Origin of the sequence: Streptomyces sp. NPDC004658 (assembly GCF_040609555.1) — a bacterium.
Taxonomy (GTDB): domain Bacteria; phylum Actinomycetota; class Actinomycetes; order Streptomycetales; family Streptomycetaceae; genus Streptomyces.
Genome location: NZ_JBEXKG010000009.1, coordinates 58,180 through 80,553 on the forward strand (window position 1 = coordinate 58,180; position 22,374 = coordinate 80,553).

The 22,374-nt window shown below is 69.3% G+C and carries 17 protein-coding genes; 9 read left to right on the plus strand and 8 right to left on the minus strand.

From position 1 onward, the window contains the following. The first annotated feature begins 37 nt into the window (after positions 1–37). Complete coding sequence (locus ABZV94_RS06120; RefSeq protein WP_356337704.1) at positions 38–2,911, plus strand: DUF3962 domain-containing protein; 2,874 nt, start codon at positions 38–40, stop codon at positions 2,909–2,911. Positions 2,912–3,008: 97 nt separating this feature from the next. Here the strand turns inward: ABZV94_RS06120 and ABZV94_RS06125 are convergent, their stop codons facing one another. Then, complete coding sequence (locus ABZV94_RS06125; protein WP_356337707.1) at positions 3,009–4,202, minus strand: phospholipase D-like domain-containing protein; 1,194 nt, start codon at positions 4,200–4,202, stop codon at positions 3,009–3,011. A gap of 459 nt (positions 4,203–4,661) precedes the next feature. On the opposite strand from ABZV94_RS06125, the gene ABZV94_RS06130 reads away from it, so the two are divergent. From ABZV94_RS06130 to ABZV94_RS06155, 6 genes are all read left to right on the plus strand, one after another. Continuing rightward, positions 4,662–5,978 carry a sugar ABC transporter substrate-binding protein gene (locus ABZV94_RS06130; protein ID WP_356337709.1) on the plus strand — a complete coding sequence of 439 codons (1,317 nt, stop codon included), beginning with the start codon at positions 4,662–4,664 and terminating at the stop codon, positions 5,976–5,978. Between the two features lie 5 nt (positions 5,979–5,983). Further along, positions 5,984–6,970, plus strand: a complete 987-nt coding sequence (locus tag ABZV94_RS06135) for a sugar ABC transporter permease (protein ID WP_356337711.1) — start codon at positions 5,984–5,986, stop codon at positions 6,968–6,970. Between the two features lie 31 nt (positions 6,971–7,001). Continuing rightward, positions 7,002–7,841 carry a carbohydrate ABC transporter permease gene (locus ABZV94_RS06140; protein ID WP_356337775.1) on the plus strand — a complete coding sequence of 280 codons (840 nt, stop codon included), beginning with the start codon at positions 7,002–7,004 and terminating at the stop codon, positions 7,839–7,841. Between the two features lie 29 nt (positions 7,842–7,870). Next, positions 7,871–9,235 (plus strand): GH1 family beta-glucosidase, encoded by a 1,365-nt coding sequence (locus ABZV94_RS06145; RefSeq protein WP_356337713.1) that lies wholly within the window; start codon positions 7,871–7,873, stop codon positions 9,233–9,235. A gap of 129 nt (positions 9,236–9,364) precedes the next feature. After that, positions 9,365–11,239: a discoidin domain-containing protein gene (locus ABZV94_RS06150; RefSeq protein WP_356337716.1), complete on the plus strand. Its 1,875-nt coding sequence runs from the start codon at positions 9,365–9,367 to the stop codon at positions 11,237–11,239. Positions 11,240–11,271: 32 nt separating this feature from the next. Continuing rightward, on the plus strand, positions 11,272–11,787 hold the full coding sequence (locus ABZV94_RS06155; protein WP_356337717.1) for a hypothetical protein: 516 nt from the start codon (positions 11,272–11,274) through the stop codon (positions 11,785–11,787). 183 nt (positions 11,788–11,970) lie between these two features. Here the strand turns inward: ABZV94_RS06155 and ABZV94_RS06160 are convergent, their stop codons facing one another. Genes ABZV94_RS06160 through ABZV94_RS06170 form a run of 3 tightly spaced genes read right to left on the minus strand, consistent with a single transcriptional unit; the run spans position 11,971 to position 12,873 of the window. After that, positions 11,971–12,102 carry a hypothetical protein gene (locus tag ABZV94_RS06160; protein ID WP_356337719.1) on the minus strand — a complete coding sequence of 44 codons (132 nt, stop codon included), beginning with the start codon at positions 12,100–12,102 and terminating at the stop codon, positions 11,971–11,973. Then, positions 12,099–12,434, minus strand: coding sequence for a hypothetical protein (locus tag ABZV94_RS06165; protein WP_356337721.1), 336 nt, complete (start codon positions 12,432–12,434; stop codon positions 12,099–12,101). Before ABZV94_RS06165 ends, ABZV94_RS06160 begins: the two co-directional genes overlap by 4 nt. Positions 12,435–12,438: 4 nt before the next feature. Continuing rightward, positions 12,439–12,873: a hypothetical protein gene (locus tag ABZV94_RS06170; protein WP_356337777.1), complete on the minus strand. Its 435-nt coding sequence runs from the start codon at positions 12,871–12,873 to the stop codon at positions 12,439–12,441. A gap of 133 nt (positions 12,874–13,006) precedes the next feature. Between ABZV94_RS06170 and ABZV94_RS06175 the strand changes: the two genes are divergently transcribed. Continuing rightward, on the plus strand, positions 13,007–14,893 hold the full coding sequence (locus ABZV94_RS06175) for a DUF2075 domain-containing protein (protein ID WP_356337724.1): 1,887 nt from the start codon (positions 13,007–13,009) through the stop codon (positions 14,891–14,893). A 75-nt stretch (positions 14,894–14,968) separates the two neighbouring features. On the opposite strand, the gene ABZV94_RS06180 is transcribed toward ABZV94_RS06175, so the two are convergent. Continuing rightward, entirely contained in the window at positions 14,969–16,765 is a 1,797-nt protein-coding gene (locus ABZV94_RS06180) for an HNH endonuclease (protein WP_356337725.1), read from the minus strand. A 533-nt stretch (positions 16,766–17,298) separates the two neighbouring features. Here ABZV94_RS06180 and ABZV94_RS06185 point away from each other — a divergent pair. Continuing rightward, positions 17,299–17,598 (plus strand): hypothetical protein, encoded by a 300-nt coding sequence (locus tag ABZV94_RS06185; protein WP_356337727.1) that lies wholly within the window; start codon positions 17,299–17,301, stop codon positions 17,596–17,598. A 24-nt stretch (positions 17,599–17,622) separates the two neighbouring features. On the opposite strand, the gene ABZV94_RS06190 is transcribed toward ABZV94_RS06185, so the two are convergent. From ABZV94_RS06190 to ABZV94_RS06200, 3 genes are all read right to left on the minus strand, one after another. After that, positions 17,623–18,225, minus strand: coding sequence for an HD domain-containing protein (locus ABZV94_RS06190; protein WP_356337730.1), 603 nt, complete (start codon positions 18,223–18,225; stop codon positions 17,623–17,625). Between the two features lie 41 nt (positions 18,226–18,266). Next, positions 18,267–21,113, minus strand: coding sequence for an ABC transporter substrate-binding protein (locus tag ABZV94_RS06195; protein WP_356337732.1), 2,847 nt, complete (start codon positions 21,111–21,113; stop codon positions 18,267–18,269). 434 nt (positions 21,114–21,547) lie between these two features. Then, on the minus strand, positions 21,548–22,321 hold the full coding sequence (locus ABZV94_RS06200) for a CDP-alcohol phosphatidyltransferase family protein (protein ID WP_356337734.1): 774 nt from the start codon (positions 22,319–22,321) through the stop codon (positions 21,548–21,550). Positions 22,322–22,374: the final 53 nt, after the last annotated feature.

Below are 22,374 nucleotides of genomic sequence, written 5' to 3' on the forward strand. Positions count from 1 at the left end.
CCGAACACTTCACGCCTGCCCGAGGAGAACCGGCACCATGGCCTACCAGTACAACCGCCTGGCGGCATACCTGCCCGACCCGGCACAGGGACCCTTCGTCGTCCCGATGCACACGCTCTCCCTGCCCGCCCACTGGGAGGAACCACTGCTGCGCCTCTACCACGGCGGAATGACCGAGGGGCAGGCCGAGTGGCGGCGCCGCGTACCCACAGCGGCGATCAACCAGCTGATGCGCGCCACCGCGCCGGACATCGTCACGGTCGACTCCACGGCACGGTTCGGCTCGCAGAACCCCTGGCTGTACTGCCAGGACGCGTACCCCATGGCGGTGACGAACCTCTACATCGCCACCTGGCTCAAGAGCCTCCCTCGCGATGCCGACGATCCCGAGACCACGGCCCTGCTGATGAACTGCTTCCGTGACCTCGACACCGCGACTCTCAGCTGGCGGCCCGGCAAGGTCGACCTCCTTGAGCAGAAGGTGTCGCCGGGAGGAACCGCTCTGCCCGCGCCCCACGTGTACAGGTTGCTTCCCGACGTCCTCGCCGAACGGATCGCGCGCCAGGGACCGTACGAGCACCACGGGCAGCAGCTGTCGTTCCGGCAGGTCGCCGGCCGCGCGGGGGCCAGGGGGCAGGGAAGCGGAGGCGCCGAGCTGATGTCGAACGTGATCGAGTACGTACCCAGGCGGCGCGGTGGCGGCGACGGACGGCCGGCCTACTACGCGGCGACTCTCCGCATCACCGTGCGCACCGTTCCCTTCTCCCCTGTCCCGCGCGTCCACGTGGCCGCCGGCGTGCGCCGGTTCGTCACCGGCAAGGTCTACATGCCGTACGGCAAGGGTGTGTCCGCGTACCTGCTCCCGGACGACTCCCTCGTCCTCGACGGCCCGCAGCCGCAGCGTTTCGCCGTCGCCATGCTGGAGTGGAAGAACGGCACCACGGACTGGCGTCAGGGCGGAGCAGAAGGAATGCTCGCCCGGATCAGCGCACTCGACGCGCTGCCGTCCCCGGACCGGCTGGTGAAGGAAGCCGACCACTGGATCCACGGCCGGGAGGGCATCCGGATCGCGATCGGACACCAGGCGGCCATGGGCAGGCACACGATCGGCACCGGACTGATGCCCAGTGAACGCCGACGGCTGATCGAGTGGGCGGAGCAGGCGATCGCTCCCGAGTTCGTGCCCGTTCCGAAGGTCGAGCGCAGTGCGTTCGCGAGGCCGCCCAAGAAGCAGCTCAAGAAGCTGCCGTCCATTCCGAAGAACATGGAGAAGAGGGATCCCGAAGACCTCGCGGTCATCCTGGACGAGCGTGAGCTGAACGCGGCCCACAATGCTCAGGTTCTGCGGGCACGCCTGGCCGAAGCCCTCGAAGGCGAAGACCTCACTGCGGTCGTGCTGCACCAGAGCGATACCATCCGCGATCAGATGATCGCTGCGGCGGAGACGGGGCTGGGGCTGGCCGGGTACAGGCGTGCGGAGGGCCCCCGCGCCTGGGTGTGGGAGGCGGAGGAGCTGACCGTCCGGCTGTACGCGCAACCCTTGGGGGACCTGGGGGCACCGCTGGGAGGTGACAGCGCTCCGCGCCGGGGGCAGGAGCACGACAAGGCCATCGAGGAGCGCCGTATCGGTGTCGCGCGGGCCATGGCCGCTCTGCGGGAGGCTGTCTCCGGGGTGCGGCTGGCCTTCGTGGAGCTCGACGGGCAGGACGCCTTCCGTCACGCCAAGCGACGGAGCGACCCCAAGCACGCGATCCGCCTCGGATGCGCGGACGCGGGCCTGGTGACCCAGTTCATCCGTCCACCGGACCCGGATGCGGAGACGGAGGAGGCCCTCACTGACGCAGGGCTGCGTGCCGCCGCGGCCTGGTCGGACGGCCTGCGCCAAACCGGTATGCGGCTGGTGCCTCAGCACACGCTCGGCGACACGCGCATCCCCGCGGACCTGAACCAGGTGGCCTTCCACCTCGTGGAACGCCGTCTTGACGGCCCCACTGGCAAGCAGCAGTTCACGCCGATCGCGGTGCTCATCCGGCCGGGCGCGAAGTGCGTGCTTGGCAAGTCGGCCGACATGCACGAATGGGTGCCGTACCCCGAACTCCTCAAGTCGTTGACGGGACGGGTCGAAGGCAGGAAGAACAGTGCGGAGCAGTCGGCCCTCATGGCGGCCTTCGTCAAGAAGACCCTCGCGCAGTTGCGCAGTACCCCGACGCTCGTTCTGGCCCACGCCCAGGACGTCCGGAAGCGCTGGCCGTGGCTGAGGAACGACGGGCTGGAACGGGACAGGCTCGGCCTCGACGGGGGTCCCGTTCAGCGGATCGGCCTGTACGGCAAGCAGCTCCGTGTCATTCGGGTCGCCGACGGCAGCCGGGACGAAACGGCACAGTGCTGGGCCGAGGCGGAGGAACTCTCTCCCGAGCTGGAGGGCCAGCAGCGTGGAGGCATCGCGATGGGACTGTGGCGGCCGGGAGTGCCGGGTGACTCGGACCGCGTCTTCTACAGCACGACCGGCAAGTCCGGCTCGCAGCCGAACCTCACCAACGACGACGCCAAACTCACTCCGCACACCAACGCCTCGGGCAACAACGCCTACCGGCCGACGGCGAACGCCTGGAATCCGGACCTCCTCGAACTGACCGTCGCGTGCCTCCAGCCCGGTGACGACGCGGAGGCATGGGCCGCATTCGCCCACCAGCAGCGCTTCAGCGAGGACTATCGTGCTGGTCGCGAGGGGTTGGCTCTACCTTTGATCCTCCATCTCGCGCGACTCGCGGACGATTACGCTCTGCCTCACGAGATCGAGGAGGCCCTGGACCCGACGGAGACCCGGGCTGCGGCCGCGCTGGACGACGCTTCGTCGGGCCAACTGGCCTTCGAATTCGACCTCGATGAAGGGAATGACGACGAGGCGTAGGCGCATCCCATCAAAGAATCAGCGACACGGAAGCGAGGACCTCGACCTGACGGTCGCGGTCCTCGCTCTTTTTCCGGCGGAGGCCGGCTGGACGGGTTCAGCTCCCCGCGCAGTAGGCCATGAGCCTGTCGTGGTTGGCCTTGTACTGGTCGTAGATCGCCGAGTTGTCGATCTTCAGCAGCGTTTCGTCGTTGGCCCGCAGCGCCGAGTAGGTGTAGTTGTGGCTTCCGGTCCACACCAGCTTGCGGTTGGCGACCCCGTCGTACGTTCCCTGGATCAGCAGGAACTTGGAGTGCAGCCCGATCTTGTAGGTGCCGTCCGGGCTGTTCTCGTAGCACTCCACCCGCTTGGTCAGCTTGCCGTAGAGGGTGTCCGTCACGGCCTGGCTCATCGACCCCGGTGCGCCGTCGGCCGCCAGGTAGACCGAGCACCCCGAGTTCACCAGGCTGACCAGCTTCTTGGCGACCTCGTCGCGGCTGAAGAGGTTCATGCCCACGCGGATCTGGGTGCCTCCGGAACAACTGACGTTGTCCAGGATCAGTTTGACGGTGTCGGTGCTCGCGTCGTTGTTCCACGACGTGCCGGACGCCTCGTGGCGGGGGAAGAAGTACGCCTTGTACGGGCCCGTGGAACTGGTGGGGGTCTTGTAGTAGTCGTCCGAGCCCGACGAGGAGGACCCGTAGGACAGCAGGTCCGAGAAGTACGACTGGTAGATGCCGTACAGGCCGGCGTCCACGATCGTCGCGGCGTTGTTGAAGTAGTCGGTGCGCTGCGAGGCCGTCATGTTGGACGACGTCTGCACGACCACGTTACTGGCTCCGCCCACCTTCGAGAACAACCAGAACTTGTTGTGGTTGATCGCGGGGTCGCCGGAGGTGAGCTCCCGGTCCCCGATGCAGCCGCGGTCGCTCGGGCAGGCCATCACCCACGACGGCTGGGTGCGGTCGGTGCCGAGGCCGTTGGCCAGGACCGTGTACTCGCCCCCGGTCATGGTGACGGTGGTGTGGTCCACGATCAGCCGGACCCTGACGCCTCGCTGCTTCGCGTTGACCAGCGCCTGGGAGGCGGTGCCGTCGGTGAACGTGTAGACCGAGGCGGTGATCGACTCCCCGGCCGGCGTGGCGTCGATCAGGCTGACGATGTAATCGCGGATCCGGTTCTGATCGGCGGCGGTGCCTGACGGGTCGTTGAAGACGGCCGAGGTGGTGACCGTGACAGCGGCGTGGGCCGGGCTGGAGAGAATCAGGACGGTTGCGGGGAGGAGGACAGCCGCCAGGACTGTCCTGCACATCTTCGTCAGTCGACGCACAACGATCCCTTCGCATCGGCGGGTTGGGAGTGAGCGTATGCCAGCGACGCGCGCGGGGAAGCCGATTCACGACATGCAGTAGCCGGTGCATGCCGACAGGCGATGGTCGGCATGGAGGCCGGTTCGGTCGGCTGGATGAAGGCCGTGTGGAGGGCCGCGCGAGGGGCAGCGGGTCCCGTGCTCCAACCCAGCAGTTCGCCGACGTCACGGTGATCGCGCCTGGACGGCGTCGGTGCCCCCGGCCCCACCGCCGGCGACGCCGTACACAGTCCTCTGCCTCCCCTCGCCCCGCACCACGCGCCCCTCGTGGAACGCCGCGCCGGGTCTGCGGGCCGTTTCCGGGGCCGGGCTTGTCGAATCCCTTGACGATCGCCTCTCCGGCGGATTAACTCACGTCCTAAATTAAGTCATGAGTGCAATCCCTGAAGGGACCCGGGAGCCATGCGCAGCATCCGAGCCGCGGCCGTAGGCGCCGTCACCCTGTCTCTCGCCCTCGCGGCCACGGCCTGCGGAGGCGGATCATCCAGCGGCGGCGGGTCGAACGACTCGCCCAAGACGCTGACGTACTGGGCCTCCAACCAGGGCGCCAGTGTCGCCGTGGACAAGCAGGTTCTCCAGCCCGAGCTCGACAAGTTCGAGAAGCAGACCGGCATCAAGGTCAAGCTGGAGGTCGTGCCCTGGTCGGATCTGCTCAACCGGATCCTGACCGCCACCACCTCGGGCCAGGGACCGGACGTGCTGAACATCGGCAACACCTGGAGCGCCTCCCTCCAGGCGACCGGCGGGCTGCTGTCGTGGGACGAGAAGAACTTCGCCAAGATAGGCGGCAAGGAGCGGTTCTCCGACACCGCGCTCGGCTCGACCGGCGCCCAGGGCAAGGACCCGGCCGCCGTGCCCCTGTACTCCATGGCGTACGCCCTCTACTACAACAAGAAGATCTTCGCCGACGCCGGGATCAGTAAGCCCCCGGCCACCTGGGACGAGCTGGTCGCCGACGGCAAGAAGATCAGGGCCAAGGGCAAGTCCGTGCTCGGCGCCGAGGGCGCGAACCTGTCGGAGAACATCCACCACGTCTTCGTGTTCGCCAAGCAGCACGGAGCCGACTTCTTCACCGCGGACGGCAAGCCGGACTTCACCAACCCCAAGGTCGTCGAGGCGGTGAAGAGCTACGTCGACCTGATGGCCAAGGACAAGGTCATCCCGGCCGGCGACGCCGAGTACGCGCAGAACCAGTCCGTCAGCGACTTCGCCAAGGGCAAGCAGGCGATGCTGCTGTGGCAGTCCGCCGCCTCCAACCTCAAGTCCCAGGGCATGAGCGCGGACGCCTACGGTGTCGCCCCGGTACCGGTGATCTCCGGGACGCCCGGCGCCGGCACCCAGGTCAACTCGGCGGTCATGGGCATCAACATCGCCGTCTTCAAGAACACGCACAACCTCGACGGCGCCACGAAGTTCGTGAAGTTCATGACCTCCGACGCCGAGCAGAAGATCCTCAACACGGCGTACAGCTCCATCCCGCCGGTCAAGGCCGCCCAGGGCGACGCGGCGTTCAACGCGCCGGACACCGCGGTGCTGAAGGACACCCTCGCCAAGAGCGCCGCCGCGCTGCCGCAGGTGGCGGCCGAGTCGCAGTTCGAGACCGCGGTCGGTACGGCCGTCAAGGAGCTGTTCGCCGACGCCGCCGCCGGGCGCGCCGTGACCGCCGACTCGGTCAAGGCGAAGCTGGAGAAGGCCCAGCAGCAGATGCCGGCGGCGTGACCACGATGACGACCACCGCACTGAAGGAACCGGTGCGCGAGACCTCCCCCGGTGCGGCGCGCGAACCCCGCCGCCGCACCGGGCGGATCAGACGCGTCTCCCTGCCGTACCTGCTCCTGCTGCCCGCCCTGCTCCTCGAACTCCTCGTCCACCTGGTGCCGATGGCGATCGGCATCGTGATGAGCTTCAAGGAGCTCACCCAGTTCTACATCCGCGACTGGGGCACCGCCCCCTGGAACGGCTTCGACAACTACAAGGTGTCGGTGGACTTCGACGCCCCCGTCGGCAAGGCGCTGCTCCAGTCCTTCGGCATCACCGTCGGCTTCACCCTGCTCTCGGTCGGCCTGTGCTGGCTGATCGGCACGGCCGCAGCCGTCTACATGCAGGACGGCTTCCGGGGGCGCGGCCTGCTGCGCGCCCTGTTCCTGGTGCCGTACGCGCTGCCCGTCTACGCGGCCGTCATCACCTGGGTGTTCATGTTCCAGCACGACAACGGCCTGGTGAACCACGTGCTGCACGACCAGCTGCACCTCACCGACAAGCCGTCCTTCTGGCTCATCGGCGACAACAGCTTCTACGCCCTGCTCACCGTGTCCGTGTGGAAGGGCTGGCCGTTCGCGTTCCTCATCGTGACGGCCGGGCTCCAGAACATCCCCCGGGAGCTGTACGAGGCCGCCGCCCTGGACGGCGCCGGGATGTGGCAGCAGATCCGCCGCATCACCCTGCCGTCGCTGCGCCCGGTCAACCAGGTGCTGATCCTGGTGCTGTTCCTGTGGACGTTCAACGACTTCAACACCCCGTACGTGCTGTTCGGCAAGGCCGCCCCCGAGGCCGCCGACCTCATCTCGGTGCACATCTACCAGTCCTCCTTCGTCGCCTGGAACTTCGGCACCGGCTCGGCCATGTCCGTCCTGCTGCTGCTGTTCCTGCTCGTCGTGACGGGCGGATACCTGCTGCTGACCTCGCGCGGACGGAGGGCCTCCGATGCATGAACCGTCGCTCACCGCGCCGCGCAACTCGCCCATGGCGCCGCCGCGTTCGTTCCTGTGGTCGCGCAGGGTGTTCCTCACCCTGCTCGCCGGGTTCGTGCTGATCCCGGTGTACGTGATGGTCTCCAGCTCGCTGAAGCCGCTCGCCGACGTCACCGGCAAGTTCCGCTGGCTGCCCAGCGAGCTGACGATCCGGCCGTACATCGACATCTGGTCGACCGTGCCGCTCGCGAAGTACTTCATGAACTCGCTGATCGTGGCGGGCGCGGCGACCATCTGCTCGGTGGTCATCGCCGTGTTCGCGGCCTACGCCGTCAGCCGCTACGACTTCCGCGGCAAGCGCGTCTTCACGGTCACCGTGCTGTCCACGCAGATGCTCCCGGGCATCCTCTTCCTGCTCCCGCTCTTCCTGATCTACGTCAACATCGGCAACGCCACCGGCATCGCCCTGTTCGGCTCCCGCGGCGGACTGATCCTGACGTACCTCACCTTCTCGCTGCCGTTCTCCATCTGGATGCTGATCGGCTACTTCGACTCGGTGCCGCGCGACCTGGACGAGGCGGCACTCGTGGACGGCTGCGGCCCGTTCGGCGCGCTCTTCCGGATCGTCGTGCCGGCCGCGATCCCCGGCATCGTCGCGGTCGCCGTCTACGCCTTCATGACGGCGTGGGGAGAGGTCCTCTTCGCGTCGGTCATGACCAACGACACCACCCGCACCCTCGCCGTCGGCCTCCAGGGCTACTCCACCCTCTACGACGTCTACTGGAACCAGATCATGGCCGCCTCGCTGGTCGTCAGCGTGCCCGTGGTGGCCGGCTTCCTGCTGTTGCAGCGCTATCTCGTCGCGGGTCTGACGGCGGGCGCCGTCAAGTGACCCACACCCCTGATCCCGAAGGGACTTCCGTGTCCGAACCCATCGACCTCGCCGCCCTCCCGCACGACTTCCTGTGGGGCACGGCCACAGCGGCGTACCAGATCGAGGGGGCCGTCGCCGAGGACGGCCGTTCGCCCTCGATCTGGGACACCTTCTCCCACACCCCGGGGAAGATCGCGAACGACGACAACGGCGACGTCGCCTGCGACCACTACCACCGCTGGCGCGAGGACATCGGCCTGATGGGGCAACTCGGCGTCAACGCCTACCGGTTGTCCGTGGCCTGGCCACGGGTGGTCCCGGGAGGCACCGGCCCGGCGAACCCCAAGGGGCTCGCCTTCTACGACGAGTTGGTGGACGCGCTGCTGGAGGCGGGCATCACCCCGTCCGTCACGCTCTACCACTGGGACCTGCCGCAGGTGCTCCAGGACCGCGGCGGCTGGCCGGAGCGGGACACCGCCCTGGCGTTCGCCGAGTACGCCTCCGTCGTCGCCGAACGCCTCGGCGACCGGGTCACCCTCTGGGCCACCCTCAACGAGCCGTCCTGCTCGGCCTGGATCGGGCATCTCGAAGGCACCATGGCGCCGGGCTGGACCGACCTCACCGCCGCCGTGCGCGCCTCCTGCCACCTGCTCCTCGGCCATGGCCTGGCCACCCAGGCGATCCGTGCCGCCGCGCCCGGCGCGCAGGTCGGCATCGTCAACAACCTCTCCACCGTGCACCCGGCCACCGACCGCCCCGAGGACCTGGCGGCGGCCCGCCGGCACGACGGCCATGTCAACCGCTGGTGGCTCGACCCGGTGCACGGCCGCGGTTTCCCGGCCGACATGGTGGAGACCTACGGCGTCGAACTCCCCGTGGACGGCGCCGACCTGGCCACGATCGCCGCCCCGCTCGACTGGCTCGGCCTGAACTACTACTTCCCCGCGTACGTCGCCGACGACCCCGAGGGGCCCGCTCCGTACGTCCGTTCCGTCCGGCGCGAGGGCGTGCCGCGCACCGGCATGGACTGGGAGATCGACGCTTCCGGCATCGAGACGCTGCTGCTGAGGCTCACCGAGGAGTACGGCGCCCGGCGGATCTACGTCACCGAGAACGGCTCCGCCTTCCCGGACGTGGTCCGCCCCGACGGCAGCGTCGACGACCCCGAGCGCCAGGAGTACCTGGAGAACCACCTCGCCGCCTGCGCCTCCGCCGCCCGCAAGGGCGCCCCGCTGGCCGGCTACTTCGCCTGGTCGCTGCTGGACAACTTCGAGTGGGCGTACGGCTACGACAAGCGGTTCGGCCTGGTCCACGTCGACTACCGCACGCAGGTCCGCACGATCAAGGGCAGTGGCCGCCGGTACGCGGACATCGTCCGCGTCCACCGCGGCCAGACACGCCGGGCCGCCTGAGCCCCGGCCCGGACGGCCGGTGGACACGACTGGGGAGTTCGTGTCCACCGGCCCGCCACCCCACAAAGCTGTCATGGACGTGACAGAAATGGATCAGCAAGCGCACCTCCACCCCACAAGGAGAGCCGCATGCCCACCCGCATCCCCCGCACCCTGCTCGCCGCCCTGGCCACCACGGCCCTGCTCTGCTCCGGCCCGCTCCTGGCCGAGCCCGCCGCCGCGGCCCCCGCCGTCGCCGGCTGGGACACCGACCGCGCGGCCGCCGCCTACGCGGTGGACCCCGCCGCCGTCACCGCCTCCGGCAGCGAGAACGCCGGCACCACACCCGGCCTCGCCTTCGACGGCAACGGCGCCACCCGCTGGTCCAGCAACTTCGCCGACGACGCCTGGATCCGCGTCGACCTCGGCTCGGTGATCCGCGTCGACCGCGTCGTCCTCGACTGGGAAGCCGCCTACGGCAAGCGCTACGTGCTGGAGGCGTCCCGCAACGGCACCGACTGGACGCCCTTCTACACCGAGACGGCGGGCACCGGCGGCTCGGTCACCGCGCACACCTACCCCCAGGAGGTCACCGGCCGCTACGTCCGCCTGCGCGGCCTCGAACGCGCCACGCCGTACGGCTACTCCCTGTGGAACTTCAAGGTCTACGGCGGCGAACCCGCACCCGCGTCGACCACCCGCACCAACCTCGCCCTGAACCACCCGGCGTACTCCAACTACTACCAACACGCGGGCGCCTCACCGGCGTTCGTGACGGACGGCGGCTGGCCCGCCAACCTCAAGGACGACGCGACCCGCTGGTCCAGCGACTGGAACGCGGACCGCTGGGTCTCGGTGGACCTGGGCGCCCCGTCGGTCATCTCCTCCGTCGACCTCTACTGGGAGGCGGCCTACGCCGTCGACTACCGGCTCCAGGTCTCCGACGACAACCGCACCTGGCGCACCGTGTACCAGCCCTCGGCCGCCGACGTGGCCGCCCGCCGCGCGAACGTGAAGTCCCCGGCCGACGCGGTCGGCCTGCACGACACCATCACCCTCCCCACACCGGTCACCGGCCGCTACGTCCGCATGCTCGGCACCGAGCGCCGCTCCTTCTACAACCCGGCGCCCGCCACCGCCCAGTTCGGCTACTCGCTGTACGAGTTCCAGGTCTGGGGCACCGGCGGCAGCGCCTCCGCCGCGTACCCGGCCCTGCCCGCCGATCAGCCGGGCACCTACCGCACCACCTTCTTCGACGACTTCACGGGCGCCGCACTCGACCGCTCGAAGTGGCGGGTGGTCCGCACCGGCACCGAGATGGGCCCGGTCAACGGCGAGTCCCAGGCGTACGTCGACTCCCCGGACACCATCCGCACCGAGAACGGCGAGTTGATCCTCCGCGCGAAGTACTGCAAGGGCTGCACCCGGGCGGGCGGCGGCACCTACGACTTCACCTCCGGCCGCATCGACACCAACACCCACTTCGACTTCACCTACGGCAAGGTCAGCGCCCGCATGAAGCTGCCCGTCGGCGACGGCTTCTGGCCGGCGTTCTGGCTGCTCGGCAGCAACGTGGACGACCCCTCCGTCTCCTGGCCGGCCTCCGGCGAGACCGACATCATGGAGAACATCGGCTACCCCGACTGGACCAGCACCGCCCTGCACGGCCCCGGCTACTCGGCCGACGGCAACATCGGCGCCCGCCAGACGTACCCGGCCGGCGGAACGGCCGACCAGTGGCACACCTACGCGGTCGAGTGGACCCCGACGGCGATGCGGTTCTTCGTCGACGACCGCCTGGTCCAGGAGACGACCCGCAACAAGCTGGAGTCCACCCGGGGCCAGTGGGTCTACGACCACAACCAGTACGTCATCCTCAACCTCGCCCTCGGCGGCGCCTACCCGGCCGGCTGGAACAAGGTCACCACCCCCTACTGGGGCCTGCCGCAGTCCAGCGTGGACCGGATCGCGGGCGGGGGAGTGCAGGCGGAGGTGGACTGGGTGAGGGTGGAGCAGAAGGGCTGACGATGAACTAAGGCATGCTGAGACGAGGTGCCGTGAGAACCGAGGGGCTGGCGATGGATCTGGTGCTCGACCCGCCGCGCGGAGTCGCGCCGATCCTGCTGGGCATGACGCTCGACGAGGCGCTCGCCACGGTCCCCGAACGGGGCGAGCCCCGTGTGCTGCGCCGCCCGAGCCGGAACTTGGCCAAGGCGTCCTGGGCCCTCGGCCACGTCGGCGTACAGGCCCTGGTCGAGGGCGGCACCCACGTCACCGCGATCGAGCTGTGGTGGCCCGGCGAGGGCCGCACCTCCAGCACGCGCGTCCTGCTCCACGGGGACGAGGTCTTCACCACCCTCGCCGTGGACCTCTTCCGCCGTGCCGCCGGCCGGGGCTGGACGGTCGACACGTCGCAGCCGGAGCACCCGGTGATCCCCGGCGTGTCGCTCGGCTTCACCCGGCAGACCTCACAGGAGGCCGAGCGGCACGCCGACGGTCTCCCGAAGCACGTCACCTCCGTCCTGGTGGGCGGCGAGGACTACTACGACGACCGGTACGAACAGCGGGCTTGATCCAGCCGACCGACGCGTGCGCAGGTCGGCTTCACACGCCCGCCTCCGTCAGGAACCGGCTCGGATTGCGGGACCAGGTCTCGTGCTGCTTGGCGTCCAGCTCGGGCGGCGTGACCGCCTTCGGACAAGGGGAGTACTCCAGGACCAACCGGTGCCAGGGGGGAAGAGGGGCTGAGCGGCGCTTCAGTTCGCCCGCACGGCGCGGTAGCGGACCGGCCGGCCCCCCACCTTCACCAGCAGCCCCTCGCTCGCGCCGCCGTACAGGCGCACGGCATTCTCCAGGTCGGCGCGCTGGCTGGAGACCGCTCCGGTCACCGCTCCGCACCCTGCGCCTGCTCGCCGATGGCGGCGGGGTGCGCCTTCTTGGCGTGGTTAGCGATGCTCGCCGGTGCGCCGACGTAGTCGCACGACGGGCACTTCTGCCACACACCCTCGGACACGGCACGCGCGCTCACCGAGTGTCCGGGGCCGTACCCGTGCCGGTGCAGCAACTGGGCGACCGAGGAGCCGTACTCGGCCGCGAGCAGGGCCGCCTCCGCCACCTTGTCGTGTCCGGGAGCGAAGAAGGATCCTGGGCCGACATTTTTGGCACAGCCGCACCAGCAGGTGCCGGTCGGAGTCAGGCGAGGAAGAGGCTGCGTCGTCATGACGTCACCGTAGGCCAACGAACATGACGGGGCAGACGCTTCGCTCCGTGCGCTCGAAAGACCCGCGGGGCCGGTCACGTGCCGACGGGCATGCCTCCGCACCAGTTCGCGCATCCTCCGTCACCGCCAGGTAGTCGGCGGGAGGCAGGGGGAGTCCCTGGCTCAGGACGTCGTGCCGGGTGAGGCCGACTCCGGTGTGGTGGGAGCAGAATCGGCGCAGCGCCTCGGGGAGCAGTCCGTGCCGGATGTACTGCGCGTGGTCCAGGCGGCCGTCGGTGTCGAGGTGGCGAAGGCGCGGCGCCGGCAGGAGCTGCTCGGCGATGCTCCAGACGATCTCGCAGTGCGTGTCGACGAGGGCGAACGCCCCGGCGGTGGGAGCCGGTGACCGAGAGAGGCGGGACAGCGCCGGCTCCTGTGTCGCCCTGGTAGCCAGCCGCATCAGTGTCGGCCCCACCAGGTAATCTCTGTTTCATCGTCATCGCGGCCCGACGGGCTTCCGCTCCACCTCGGTGGAGTCTCGAAGGACATGCCCCCACCCGCACGAGTTTCTTCGTGCTGCCTGGGGGAAGTCCTTGCTGCTCCGCGCGTCCGCGAAAACGGTGGCCGTCATGGCGCTCGACGGTTCGCTGTTCCTTCACCTCACCGACCAGTTCGTTCACATGCACGGCTATCGCCCCGGCACCTCGGAGGTGCGCTCCTGGGAGCGCAGCGTCCCCATCCTGGCTGCAGCGCTCAACGACGCAGGTCTGAGCGACGTGGAAATCATGCTGGAGTACGCGCTCCCTCTGAACAGCAAGCGTGCCGACGCCGTGCTCGCCGGCGTGCACCCCGTCACCGGGGAGCCGTCGTACGTCGTGGTGGAGCTGAAACAGTGGAGCCAGGCACTGCCGCACGAGGACGACCCCTCCTTGTGTCACGTCGACGCCTACGCCCACCCGGTCCTCAATCCCATCGAGCAGGTCCGCCGCTACTGCGACTACCTGGTCAACTTCAACGGGGCAGTGGCCGAACACGCGCACCGGATCAACGGTGTGGCGTTCCTGCACAACGCCACGGAGTTCGGCGTGTCGGGCCTGCGCGAAATCGAACGCGACGGTCACGGACTGCTCTTCACGGGGGAACGCCGCGGTGCCTTCCTCGACCACCTCCGGGCCAGGCTGAGCGACAAGCACCTCGGGGCCCCGGCAGCGGACGAACTGCTCGCGGGCGCCACGGTTCCGTCGAAGCAGCTGATGTCCGTGGCCGCAGAAGAAGTCCGGGAACGCCAGCAGTTCGTGTTGCTCGACGAGCAACAGGTCGCCTACCGCATGGTGCTCAACGCGGTGGAGAAGGCGAAACACGCCGACCGCAAGGAAGTTGTGATCGTCACCGGAGGTCCCGGCACCGGCAAGAGCGTGATCGCTCTGCAACTGCTCGGCGAGCTGTACCGGCGCGGAGTCCCGGCTCTGCACGCCACCGGCTCTCAGTCGTTCACCAAGACGATGCGGAAGGTCGCGGGGTCCCGCAAGAGGGAGGTCCAGGACCTGTTCAAGTACTTCAACAGCTTCATGACCGCCGAGAAGAACAGTCTTGGTGCCCTCATATGCGACGAGGCCCACCGGATCCGGGAAACCTCGGCCAACCGCTACACCCGTGCCGAGCACCGGACCGGCAGGGCCCAGATCGACGAGCTCATCGACGTCGCCTACGTGCCCGTCTTCTTCCTCGACGAGCACCAAGTGGTGCGTCCCGGCGAGATGGGCACCGTGGCCGACATCAAGGCGGCAGCCGCGAAGCGCGGCATCCCTTGCCACGTCGTCCCGTTGGACAGCCAGTTCCGCTGCGGGGGCAGCGACGCCTACCTGCGCTGGGTCGTTCGGCTCCTCGGTCTGGAACCCGGCGGGCCGGTCGTGTGGGAACCCGACGACCGTATGCAACTGCTGGTCGCCGACAGTCCACAGGAGATGGAGGCGTTCCTCGAGGCCCGCCGCGCGCAGGGCTACGGCGCGCGCATGTCCGCCGGCTACTGCTGGCGCTGGTCCCCGGAACCCAAGCCCGGCGAGCCGCTCCCGCCCGACGTGGTCATCGGTGACTGGGCCCGCCCTTGGAACCTGCGCGGGGACCGCTCGGTCTCCGGCGCGCCCCCGGCCGCCCTGTGGGCCACCGACCCGGCCTGCTTCGGTCAGGTCGGTTGCGTCTACACCGCTCAGGGCTTCGAGTACGACTGGTCCGGTGTCATCATCGGCCCTTACCTCGTCTGGCGCGGCGACCGCTGGATCACTGACCGCGGCGCCTCCAAGGACCCGGTGTTCAAGAAGTCCACCCCGGACACCGATGTGGACCGCCTGATCCGCAACACGTACAAGGTGCTGCTGACCCGGGGGATGGTCGGAACGATCGTGTATTCGACGGATCCGGAGACACGGGAGAAGCTGAGGGAGCTTACCGGCGGGGTGGTGCGGGAGGCCGTATCGGCGTGACGGACATGCCGCCGCTCGTGCACCCCCGCGCCGTCAGATCGCGAGTGCCGAGCGGCGACTGTCGTGCCTGAGCCGCTACTGCTTCGTCAGGTTGTTCAGCTCACACAACTTCCGGTGGTAGTGCAGGTATGCCTCATCAATCTCATGGTCGACATGTCGGCGAAGGCGTCCCAGCGAATCGCCCCCGTGTGTCCGTCTCACGTAGCCGTCGACGTCGATGTATATCTCGAGGCCGTCGAAGAGCACGTGGTGGTTGGGGCACAGGCAGAGGAGGTTCGGCAGTTCGTCCGGACCGTCATGCGGGGAACCGAGGCCACGGATGTGGGCAGCCTCGCTGTAGGGCCTGCGCTTGTACTGCAGACGGGTTTCACACACCTGGCAGGCGTGCCCATGCAGTTCCTTGACCTGAGCGGCGATCGCGGCATTGCGAACCAGCCGTGAGGAGGTGGATTCTCGGCGCGCGGTCGGGCCGGTCATCCGGTCTTCACGGGCGGCCCTCTGATCATCCTCGTCCTCGTCGAGCAGGCCGTCGGCCGTCGCGTAGCCGGCGAGGCCCACTCGGCCGAGTAGGGAGCGCTGATCGACGCCGTCGAGGCAGGTGCGGCACAACTTGACCACCGCCTCGAGGCGAGTAAGAGGGTTACGCAGCAGTTCAGCGCTGGCATGTGTGAGACCCGCGACAGGCTGTGCCGCGTCGAGAACCCTGACCCGCGGCATGGGACCGGCATCGCTCGGTGTTCCGTGCACCTCCCAAAGACCACTGTCTTGCAACTGCCAGAAGGGGGACTCCGGAGTGATCTGGGAGGCGGGCACCCCGAGTTCGGCCAGGAGTGATCCGACCTCCGTGTGGAAAGAGGCCCACGGGGCCAGTCGCGGCTTGCCCGCGGCGATCCGGGAGATCGCCCACAGCAGCGCCAATGGTTGGTGGTACCCCTGAGCGTTGTTCCCTGAAGGCCGACGCGTGCTGAGGGAGCCGATCCGATCGATCAAGTCCGTCGGGGACAGTTGGGGAAGTGCCGCTGGGAGTGGTGCCAGAGGTCGTGGGAGAACCGTTTGGCTCCTCACCGGAAGGAGCGGAGAGATCCGGCGATAGTCCTCGGCGGACCTCAGAGTGAGGCTTCGTAGAGGCACTGAAACGTTCAGCTGCCGCAATATGGGCGCGGCCGGCACACGGGCGGCGAACTCCTCCACGTCTCCGAGGGCCATGATGTGTTCCCATGTGGCGCTGTCCTCGTCGGTTCCCCACACTTCCCGCGCAACGGACGGGCTGTTGAAGAGATGCAGTATGCGGGCGCGGGCGATGAAGTGGTTCTCTGCGTAGAAGAACACATGGTCGCCAACGCGACGCTGTCGCAGCGCTCTCGCCTTCTCGTTGTTGACCTGCGCGGTGGGAGTGGAGCCCCACAGCCGAGCGGTCCCGTCCGGGTACAGGGCCGTGAGTACGTCCGCCTGTTCAGCGAGTGCGCCCTTGATGTCTGCGATCAGGATGCCGCGGCGCACCGACTTGGCGAAGTTCTGTGGGCCGCGGTCACGAGCTCCTCCGCGGGGTTGCAGAACCATCTGCGGTGCCATGTGCTCTGGCCCGTCCGCGGCAGTGACCCCGTCCTTGACGATGAAGCCGAGTGCACGCAGACGATGTGCCACGGTGCGTGCGCCGCCACTGAAGTCATCTGCCGGCAGAAGGCTGCCGACCGAGTACAGGTGCGCTACGCCCGCGATGGCCTTCGAGTCATAGCGGTTTCCGTCCCAGACCAACTCATAGGTCCTTGCTTGCCCGAATCCGTACCGGCGGAGAAACGTTTCACGGCCCAGCTGCCGACACTCGTCGACCGCAGCCAGGACTCCCGCACGTGTGATGTCCCCAAGTCCCATACACAGGAGAGTAGTAGGACAGTATGACAATCATTGGCCCCTCGGCTGCTGCCGACCGAGGCGGCGCACGAGCGGTGAGGTACAACGCGCCCCCTCCGTCGGCGCCGGCACGGTATAAGCAGCGGGTCACCGCCCGGCCGGGCCGGCCGAAAGGAACCGCAGGCAACTACTAGGATCTTCGGCAGGTCCGACTTTGGACGACGGCGGGCCTGAGAGGCACCAATGGCCTCTCACCGATCGGGTGCGCATCGTCCTCCAGGACGCGGCACGCACCGGAACCATGAGAGCTCCTCATGATGCTCGACCGCGACCACCGGCGGATGAGCCCCCCTGTCCGCACAGGTCATCGGCCTTGACCTGTCGTCATCGCTGATCGCCTGCCTGCCGCCAGATCGATCCACTCCGAGGAGTTCACCGTGCCGCCCCGCTTCGAGACCGCCCGCTTCCACGTCGGCTCAGGCCCCGACTCCCTCTTCACACGAGTCCGGCACATCCTGAGCGAAGCGGTACAGCTGCGAGCACACGGCACGCACGTGACCGAACGGCTCCAGCAACGAGATGCGCCCCTGGAGACGTTGACCCGCTTCGATCCGGCAAGCTGGGAGTTGGTCTCGGCAGAGGTGCGCACGGACACCGGAAAGTGGGTGAAGTCGACCTGGCGGGTGCGGGCGGACGAGCGGGACTGGTGGGTGGTGATCGGACTGGGCAACGCGCTCGTCACCGTGATCGACGTCGATCCGAATCGCCGGGGTATGGGGGCAGGCATCGTCACCGCAGGTCCCCTGTACGCACGTGTCGACGCCGTCAACGCGGAGCTGATGCAGGGAACGTGAGAGGCGCTCCTCGCCCGCTTGTGGTCACCTGCCGACCGACGCGCCCCCGCACGGCACCGGCCCCGAGAGGTCCGGTTCGCCGAACTCCGCCCGCAGGGACCGGAACGCGGTCACCTTGTCCTCGCCGAAGCGGCGGACGTGGGCGGCGTACTCGTCGGCGGTGAGGAACGCCGACGGGCGGGACTTGGTGTGGAACTTGTCCGCGTACATCACCAGCCGCTCCTCCTCCGTCACCGCCAGGTAGTCGGCGGGAGGCAGTGGGAGGCCCTGGCTCACGATGTCGTGCCGGGTGAGGCCGACTCCGGTGTGGTGGGAGCAGAACCGGCGCAGCGGTTCGGGGAAGCCCTCCTGCTCCAGGAGCTCGTGGCCGAGCAGTCCGTGCCGGATGTACTGCGTGTGGTCCAGCCGGCCGTCGGCGTCGTAGAGGCGGTAGACGCCGATGTCGTGGAGGAGGCAGCCGGCGCGGACCAGGTCGGCGTCGAGGTGGCGCAGCCGCGGGGCGGACAGCAGCTGCTCGGCGATGCTCCAGACGATCTCGCAGTGCGTGTGAACGAGGGCGAACGCCTCGGCGGTGGGCGCGTACTTCTCGTGCAGCGCACGGATCTCGTCGGGTGCCGGAATGCTCATCCGGCGAGCGTAACAACCGCCCTGGGCCGGGCCGGCTCCGGTCATCCGATCGAGCACTCCTTCGCACTGAGCGGCCTGGTGCTGCCGGCCGGTCTGCTGCACAGCACCTTCGTCTCCGAGGTGCCCCGAGGGGTCCTGCGGACCCGCTTGATCACGATGCTGTGGCCGCGCCGTGCGCCGTACAGCGGCGCGTCGGTGAAGTCGATCGTCCCGGTGGCCATCCCGTCGAGCTTCACGCCCCTGAGGTTCACCCAGGTCGCCGCGCGGCTCTGGCGCACGTCGCCGAGGCTGGCCGCCCAGTAGAGCGCACGGGTGGCGTCGTGGGCGAGCGCCGTCTGGCCGCTGGCGAAGTCGGCGGAGTCGTACGTGACCTCCTTGCCCTCCAGCCAGGGGAGGTACTTGGAGGCTTCCTGGTAGAAGGCGGTGGCGGACGCCGCCTCCTTCAGCTCGGCCAGGGCGGCGTGGTAGAGCGTGATCCGCGGGGCCACGCCGTCACGGCCGCCCGTGCCGGAGAACCTGGCCTTGCTCAGGTCGTCGCCGGTGAGGATGGAGATCTCCCGGTCCGCGCAGCCTGGTTCGGTGCCCAGCTGGGTCATCAGCGGACCGATGTCCTCGACCCGTCCGGCGAAGTAGATCACCGACGGGACGTTCCCCGCCCGGCAGATGCTCTCCGCGCGCTGCCTCAGTTCGGGCTTGCCGTTCGCCACCCGGTAGCGCTGCTCGGGCAGCATCCGGAACCGTTCCTTGAACAGCATCTTCCCGCCGTAGGCCGCCTGTTCGCCGGTGTAGCGGTCCTGCGAGTCCTTGGTGTCGCGGGCCAGCACCAGCGCGTACGGGTCCTTCTGCCGGGCACGAAGCTGCCGGGCGACAAGGCCGAGCGCTTCCGCCTGGTGCTCGTCGGGAGCCGCGAGGCTGAACCAGTTGGAGAACTGCTTCGGCAGGTAGGTCGCCGAGTTGGTGCCGGAGACGATGGGCAGTCCGACCGCGTGGAGGCGGCGCGTGACGTAGGTGCTGCTCTGCAGGTCGCGTCCGAAGCCGACCACGCCGACGACCGTCGGGTCGCGGTCGGCGTACCGGGCGATCGCGTCCGCCGTCACGCGCTGCTGCCCCATGTCCACACCTCCGTTGGCGAGCAGCACCCGGAGTTTCACGGTGTAGTTCTCGTTGACCACGCGCTGGGCGAGGTACACGCCGGCCAGCTCCTCGGCGCCCTTGACGAGGGAGGAGTCCGTCGCGGAGGAGCTCAGCGGTCCCGCGTACACGACGGTGACGTACGTGCCGGGGTGGTGGTGCAGCACGTCGGCGTTCTCGGCGCGCACCAGGTCCTCCAGCTGACGCATCCGCTTGCCGTCCCCGTCGGCCCCGTCCGTGAGGTACGCGCCGAACCGGACGTCCCCGGTGGCTATGCCGACGCACTCCGTACCACCCGCGGGCGCGGGACGCCGTACGGTGTCGCGATCGGCGCTCACCAGGCCCGCCGAGCAGTACGCACGGTGCAGTTCGAGGGAGTGCACGACACCCGCGGTGCCGACGAGGACGAGCACGAGGACCAGGCTGTACGCCGACCACACCACGCGGGCGAGGGGCGGACGGTGTCTCGCACGCACGCACCGCCAGTCCGTCTGCCGCAACTGCACCAGCTCGTCGCGGGGCAGCGGCACCCTCAGCACCCAGGGCAGGGCGTTGGTCCGGCTCGGCGACTGGTCGGCGCGGAGGTTCCCCGCCCACTCGTCGTACCAGTGCCGCAACCGCTGCTGGAGGCGCCAGGGCGGGGGCTGCGGCCGGCCGGCCGGTGGCTCCGTGTCCGTGCCGCGGTCGAGCAGCGCCGCGTCGCCCGTCGCCACGCCCGCCACGATCAGCAGCGGGTCCAGCTCGCTGCGCCGGCTGCGGACGTCGCTGACCGCCCTGATCAGTTCGACGCCGCCGTTCTCCCGGCTGATCCGGCGCAGGAACAGCACGGGCGGACGCGTCCGCTTCAGCCCTCGCAGGTCCCAGCTGCCGCGCCGGTGGTTGTCCCGCAGGTCCTCGAACAGCGCCAGCACGTACAGCTGGAGGGGGAACGGGCCGCCCTCCCGCATCGCCTCGGCCACGTCGTAGGCGCGGGCGGCTATCGCCCTCCAGGAGTTGACGGGGCGCAGCAGCCGCACGCTGGTCGACCGGCGGCGGGCGGCGGACTGGAGGAACGTCGTGGTCAGGAACCACCGGCTCTCCCTGCGCAGCCACAGGAAGAGGGGAGCGCGTCCGGGTACGTGGTTGAGGCCGGCGAGCAGGACCATCAGCCCGATGCCCGCCAGAGCGGCGACGTACCACTCGGGGCGGGTGAGCAGCGCGGTGAACGCGCCCAGGATGCCCATGGGCAGGAACTGCTGCACGTCGTTGAGGAGTAACTGCCGGTGCCAGCGCGAGGGCCTGCGGGGCCGCCAGCGCTGCCGGGCGAGGATGCGCAGCAGCTGCGTCTGGGCCTGTTCCCGCTGTGCGTTGCCGTCCGGTGTGCCGGCGGGCGCGGTCGGCCAGTGCTCGCGCATCTCCGGGGCGTCGGTGGCCTCCTGGAGGGCGCGGACGAGGTTGAGGCGCGGAAAGGAGTAGGGCCGGTAGGCGGCGGACCGGCCGCCCCACTTCCGGGAGTCGCCTAGGTCCCACAGCAGCCGCGTGGCCCTGGCCAGGGGGTCGACGTCCCCCGGCTGCGGCTCGGTCGGGGCGACGGCCAGGCGCGTCCCGTGGTGCTGCTGCCCCTCGCGCAGCTCGTCGACGAGTTCGGTCACGCGGTCGTCGTCCGCGGGGTCCTCGGCGTGCAGCACGATGACCGGCATCGGGCGGTCGCCGGTGCGGAAGTCCTGGATGAGGGACTCCAGCTGCCGCTGGACGTCGATTCCCGCCTCGGTCGACATGCCCGGGTGATCACCCGGGCAGTCCTGTGGGAAGCCGTGATCACGGCCTTGCATGGACACCCCCCGTGGTCTGAAGACACATGTGTCACAAGCGCTCTTGAGGATATCGCCCGGCACTGACATTGATGCTGATACTCAGGTTCTGGCGGTCGTGACTCGGGCACTGACTGACGCCAATGCGCTCCCGGCGGAACGCTGCGCGGGCGGTGGCGCGGTGGGGGTGGCGGCACGGTGGGGGTGGCCGTGCCTCTTCAGCGAGGGGAGGGGCGGGCTTCCTCACGGGGGGTCAGGAGCCGCTGCCCCATGGACACGGGCGGGGGCGCGTACCCGGGCGGGGGCATACCCGGAGTACATCGGGGTGAGCGATCGGGGGAGCCGTGGGGGCGGGGGACAGGTGGTCCCGGCCGGTGTCGGCCTGCCGGGGGGGAGCGCCGTCAGCGCCCCGACGGCACCAGTTCCAGCCCGACGGACTCGGGCACCGTGTCCTCGAAGGCGGTGGTCCGCGCGTTCGCCCACAGCCACCGCACATCCCGCCCGAACGACCACACCAGCGAACCCAGCGCCAGCAGGACGATCGTGAGGTTCGCCGCGTGGGGGAGCAGGTCCGCGCCCGCGACCAGCAGGCAGACGCCCTGGACCGCCGCCACGGTCTTGCGGGCGAACGACGGCGGCAGCGGGGCCGTCAGCCAGGGGGCGAGCCGGGCCGCGGCGACGAACGCGTAGCGCATGCCGCCGATCAGGAGGACCCACGGGCCGAGCTGCGTGGACACGTACACGCTCAGCACCAGGATGAGGAACGCGTCCACCTCCATGTCGAAGCGCGCCCCGAGCGCGGAGGAGGTGCCGGTGCGGCGGGCGACCTTGCCGTCCACGCCGTCCAGCAGCAGGGCCACGGCGGTCAGCGCGACCAGCAGCGTCACCGGCGGCGCGCTCTCGAAGGAGTCCGCGACCAGCGCGGTCACCCCGCCGACCAGGGTGGCCCGGCCCAGCGTGACCCGGTTCGCGGGGCCGAAGGAGCGCAGCCGGGAGCGGTGCACGGCCCGGGAGAGGACCGCCCAGGTGGCGAACGCGAAGGCGAGCCCCGTCAGCCAGCCGGCCGGCCCCATGCCGATCGCCGAGCCGAGCAGGGCCAGCAGCAGGATCTGCACACCCGCTCCCACAGCGGTCTCCTGCTGGAGCCTCGCGTCATACGTGTTGTTCAGGGCCACCGCTCACCCTCCGGCCGAGTGACAGAGTCGATCAACGCCGCGTACTGTGCGCG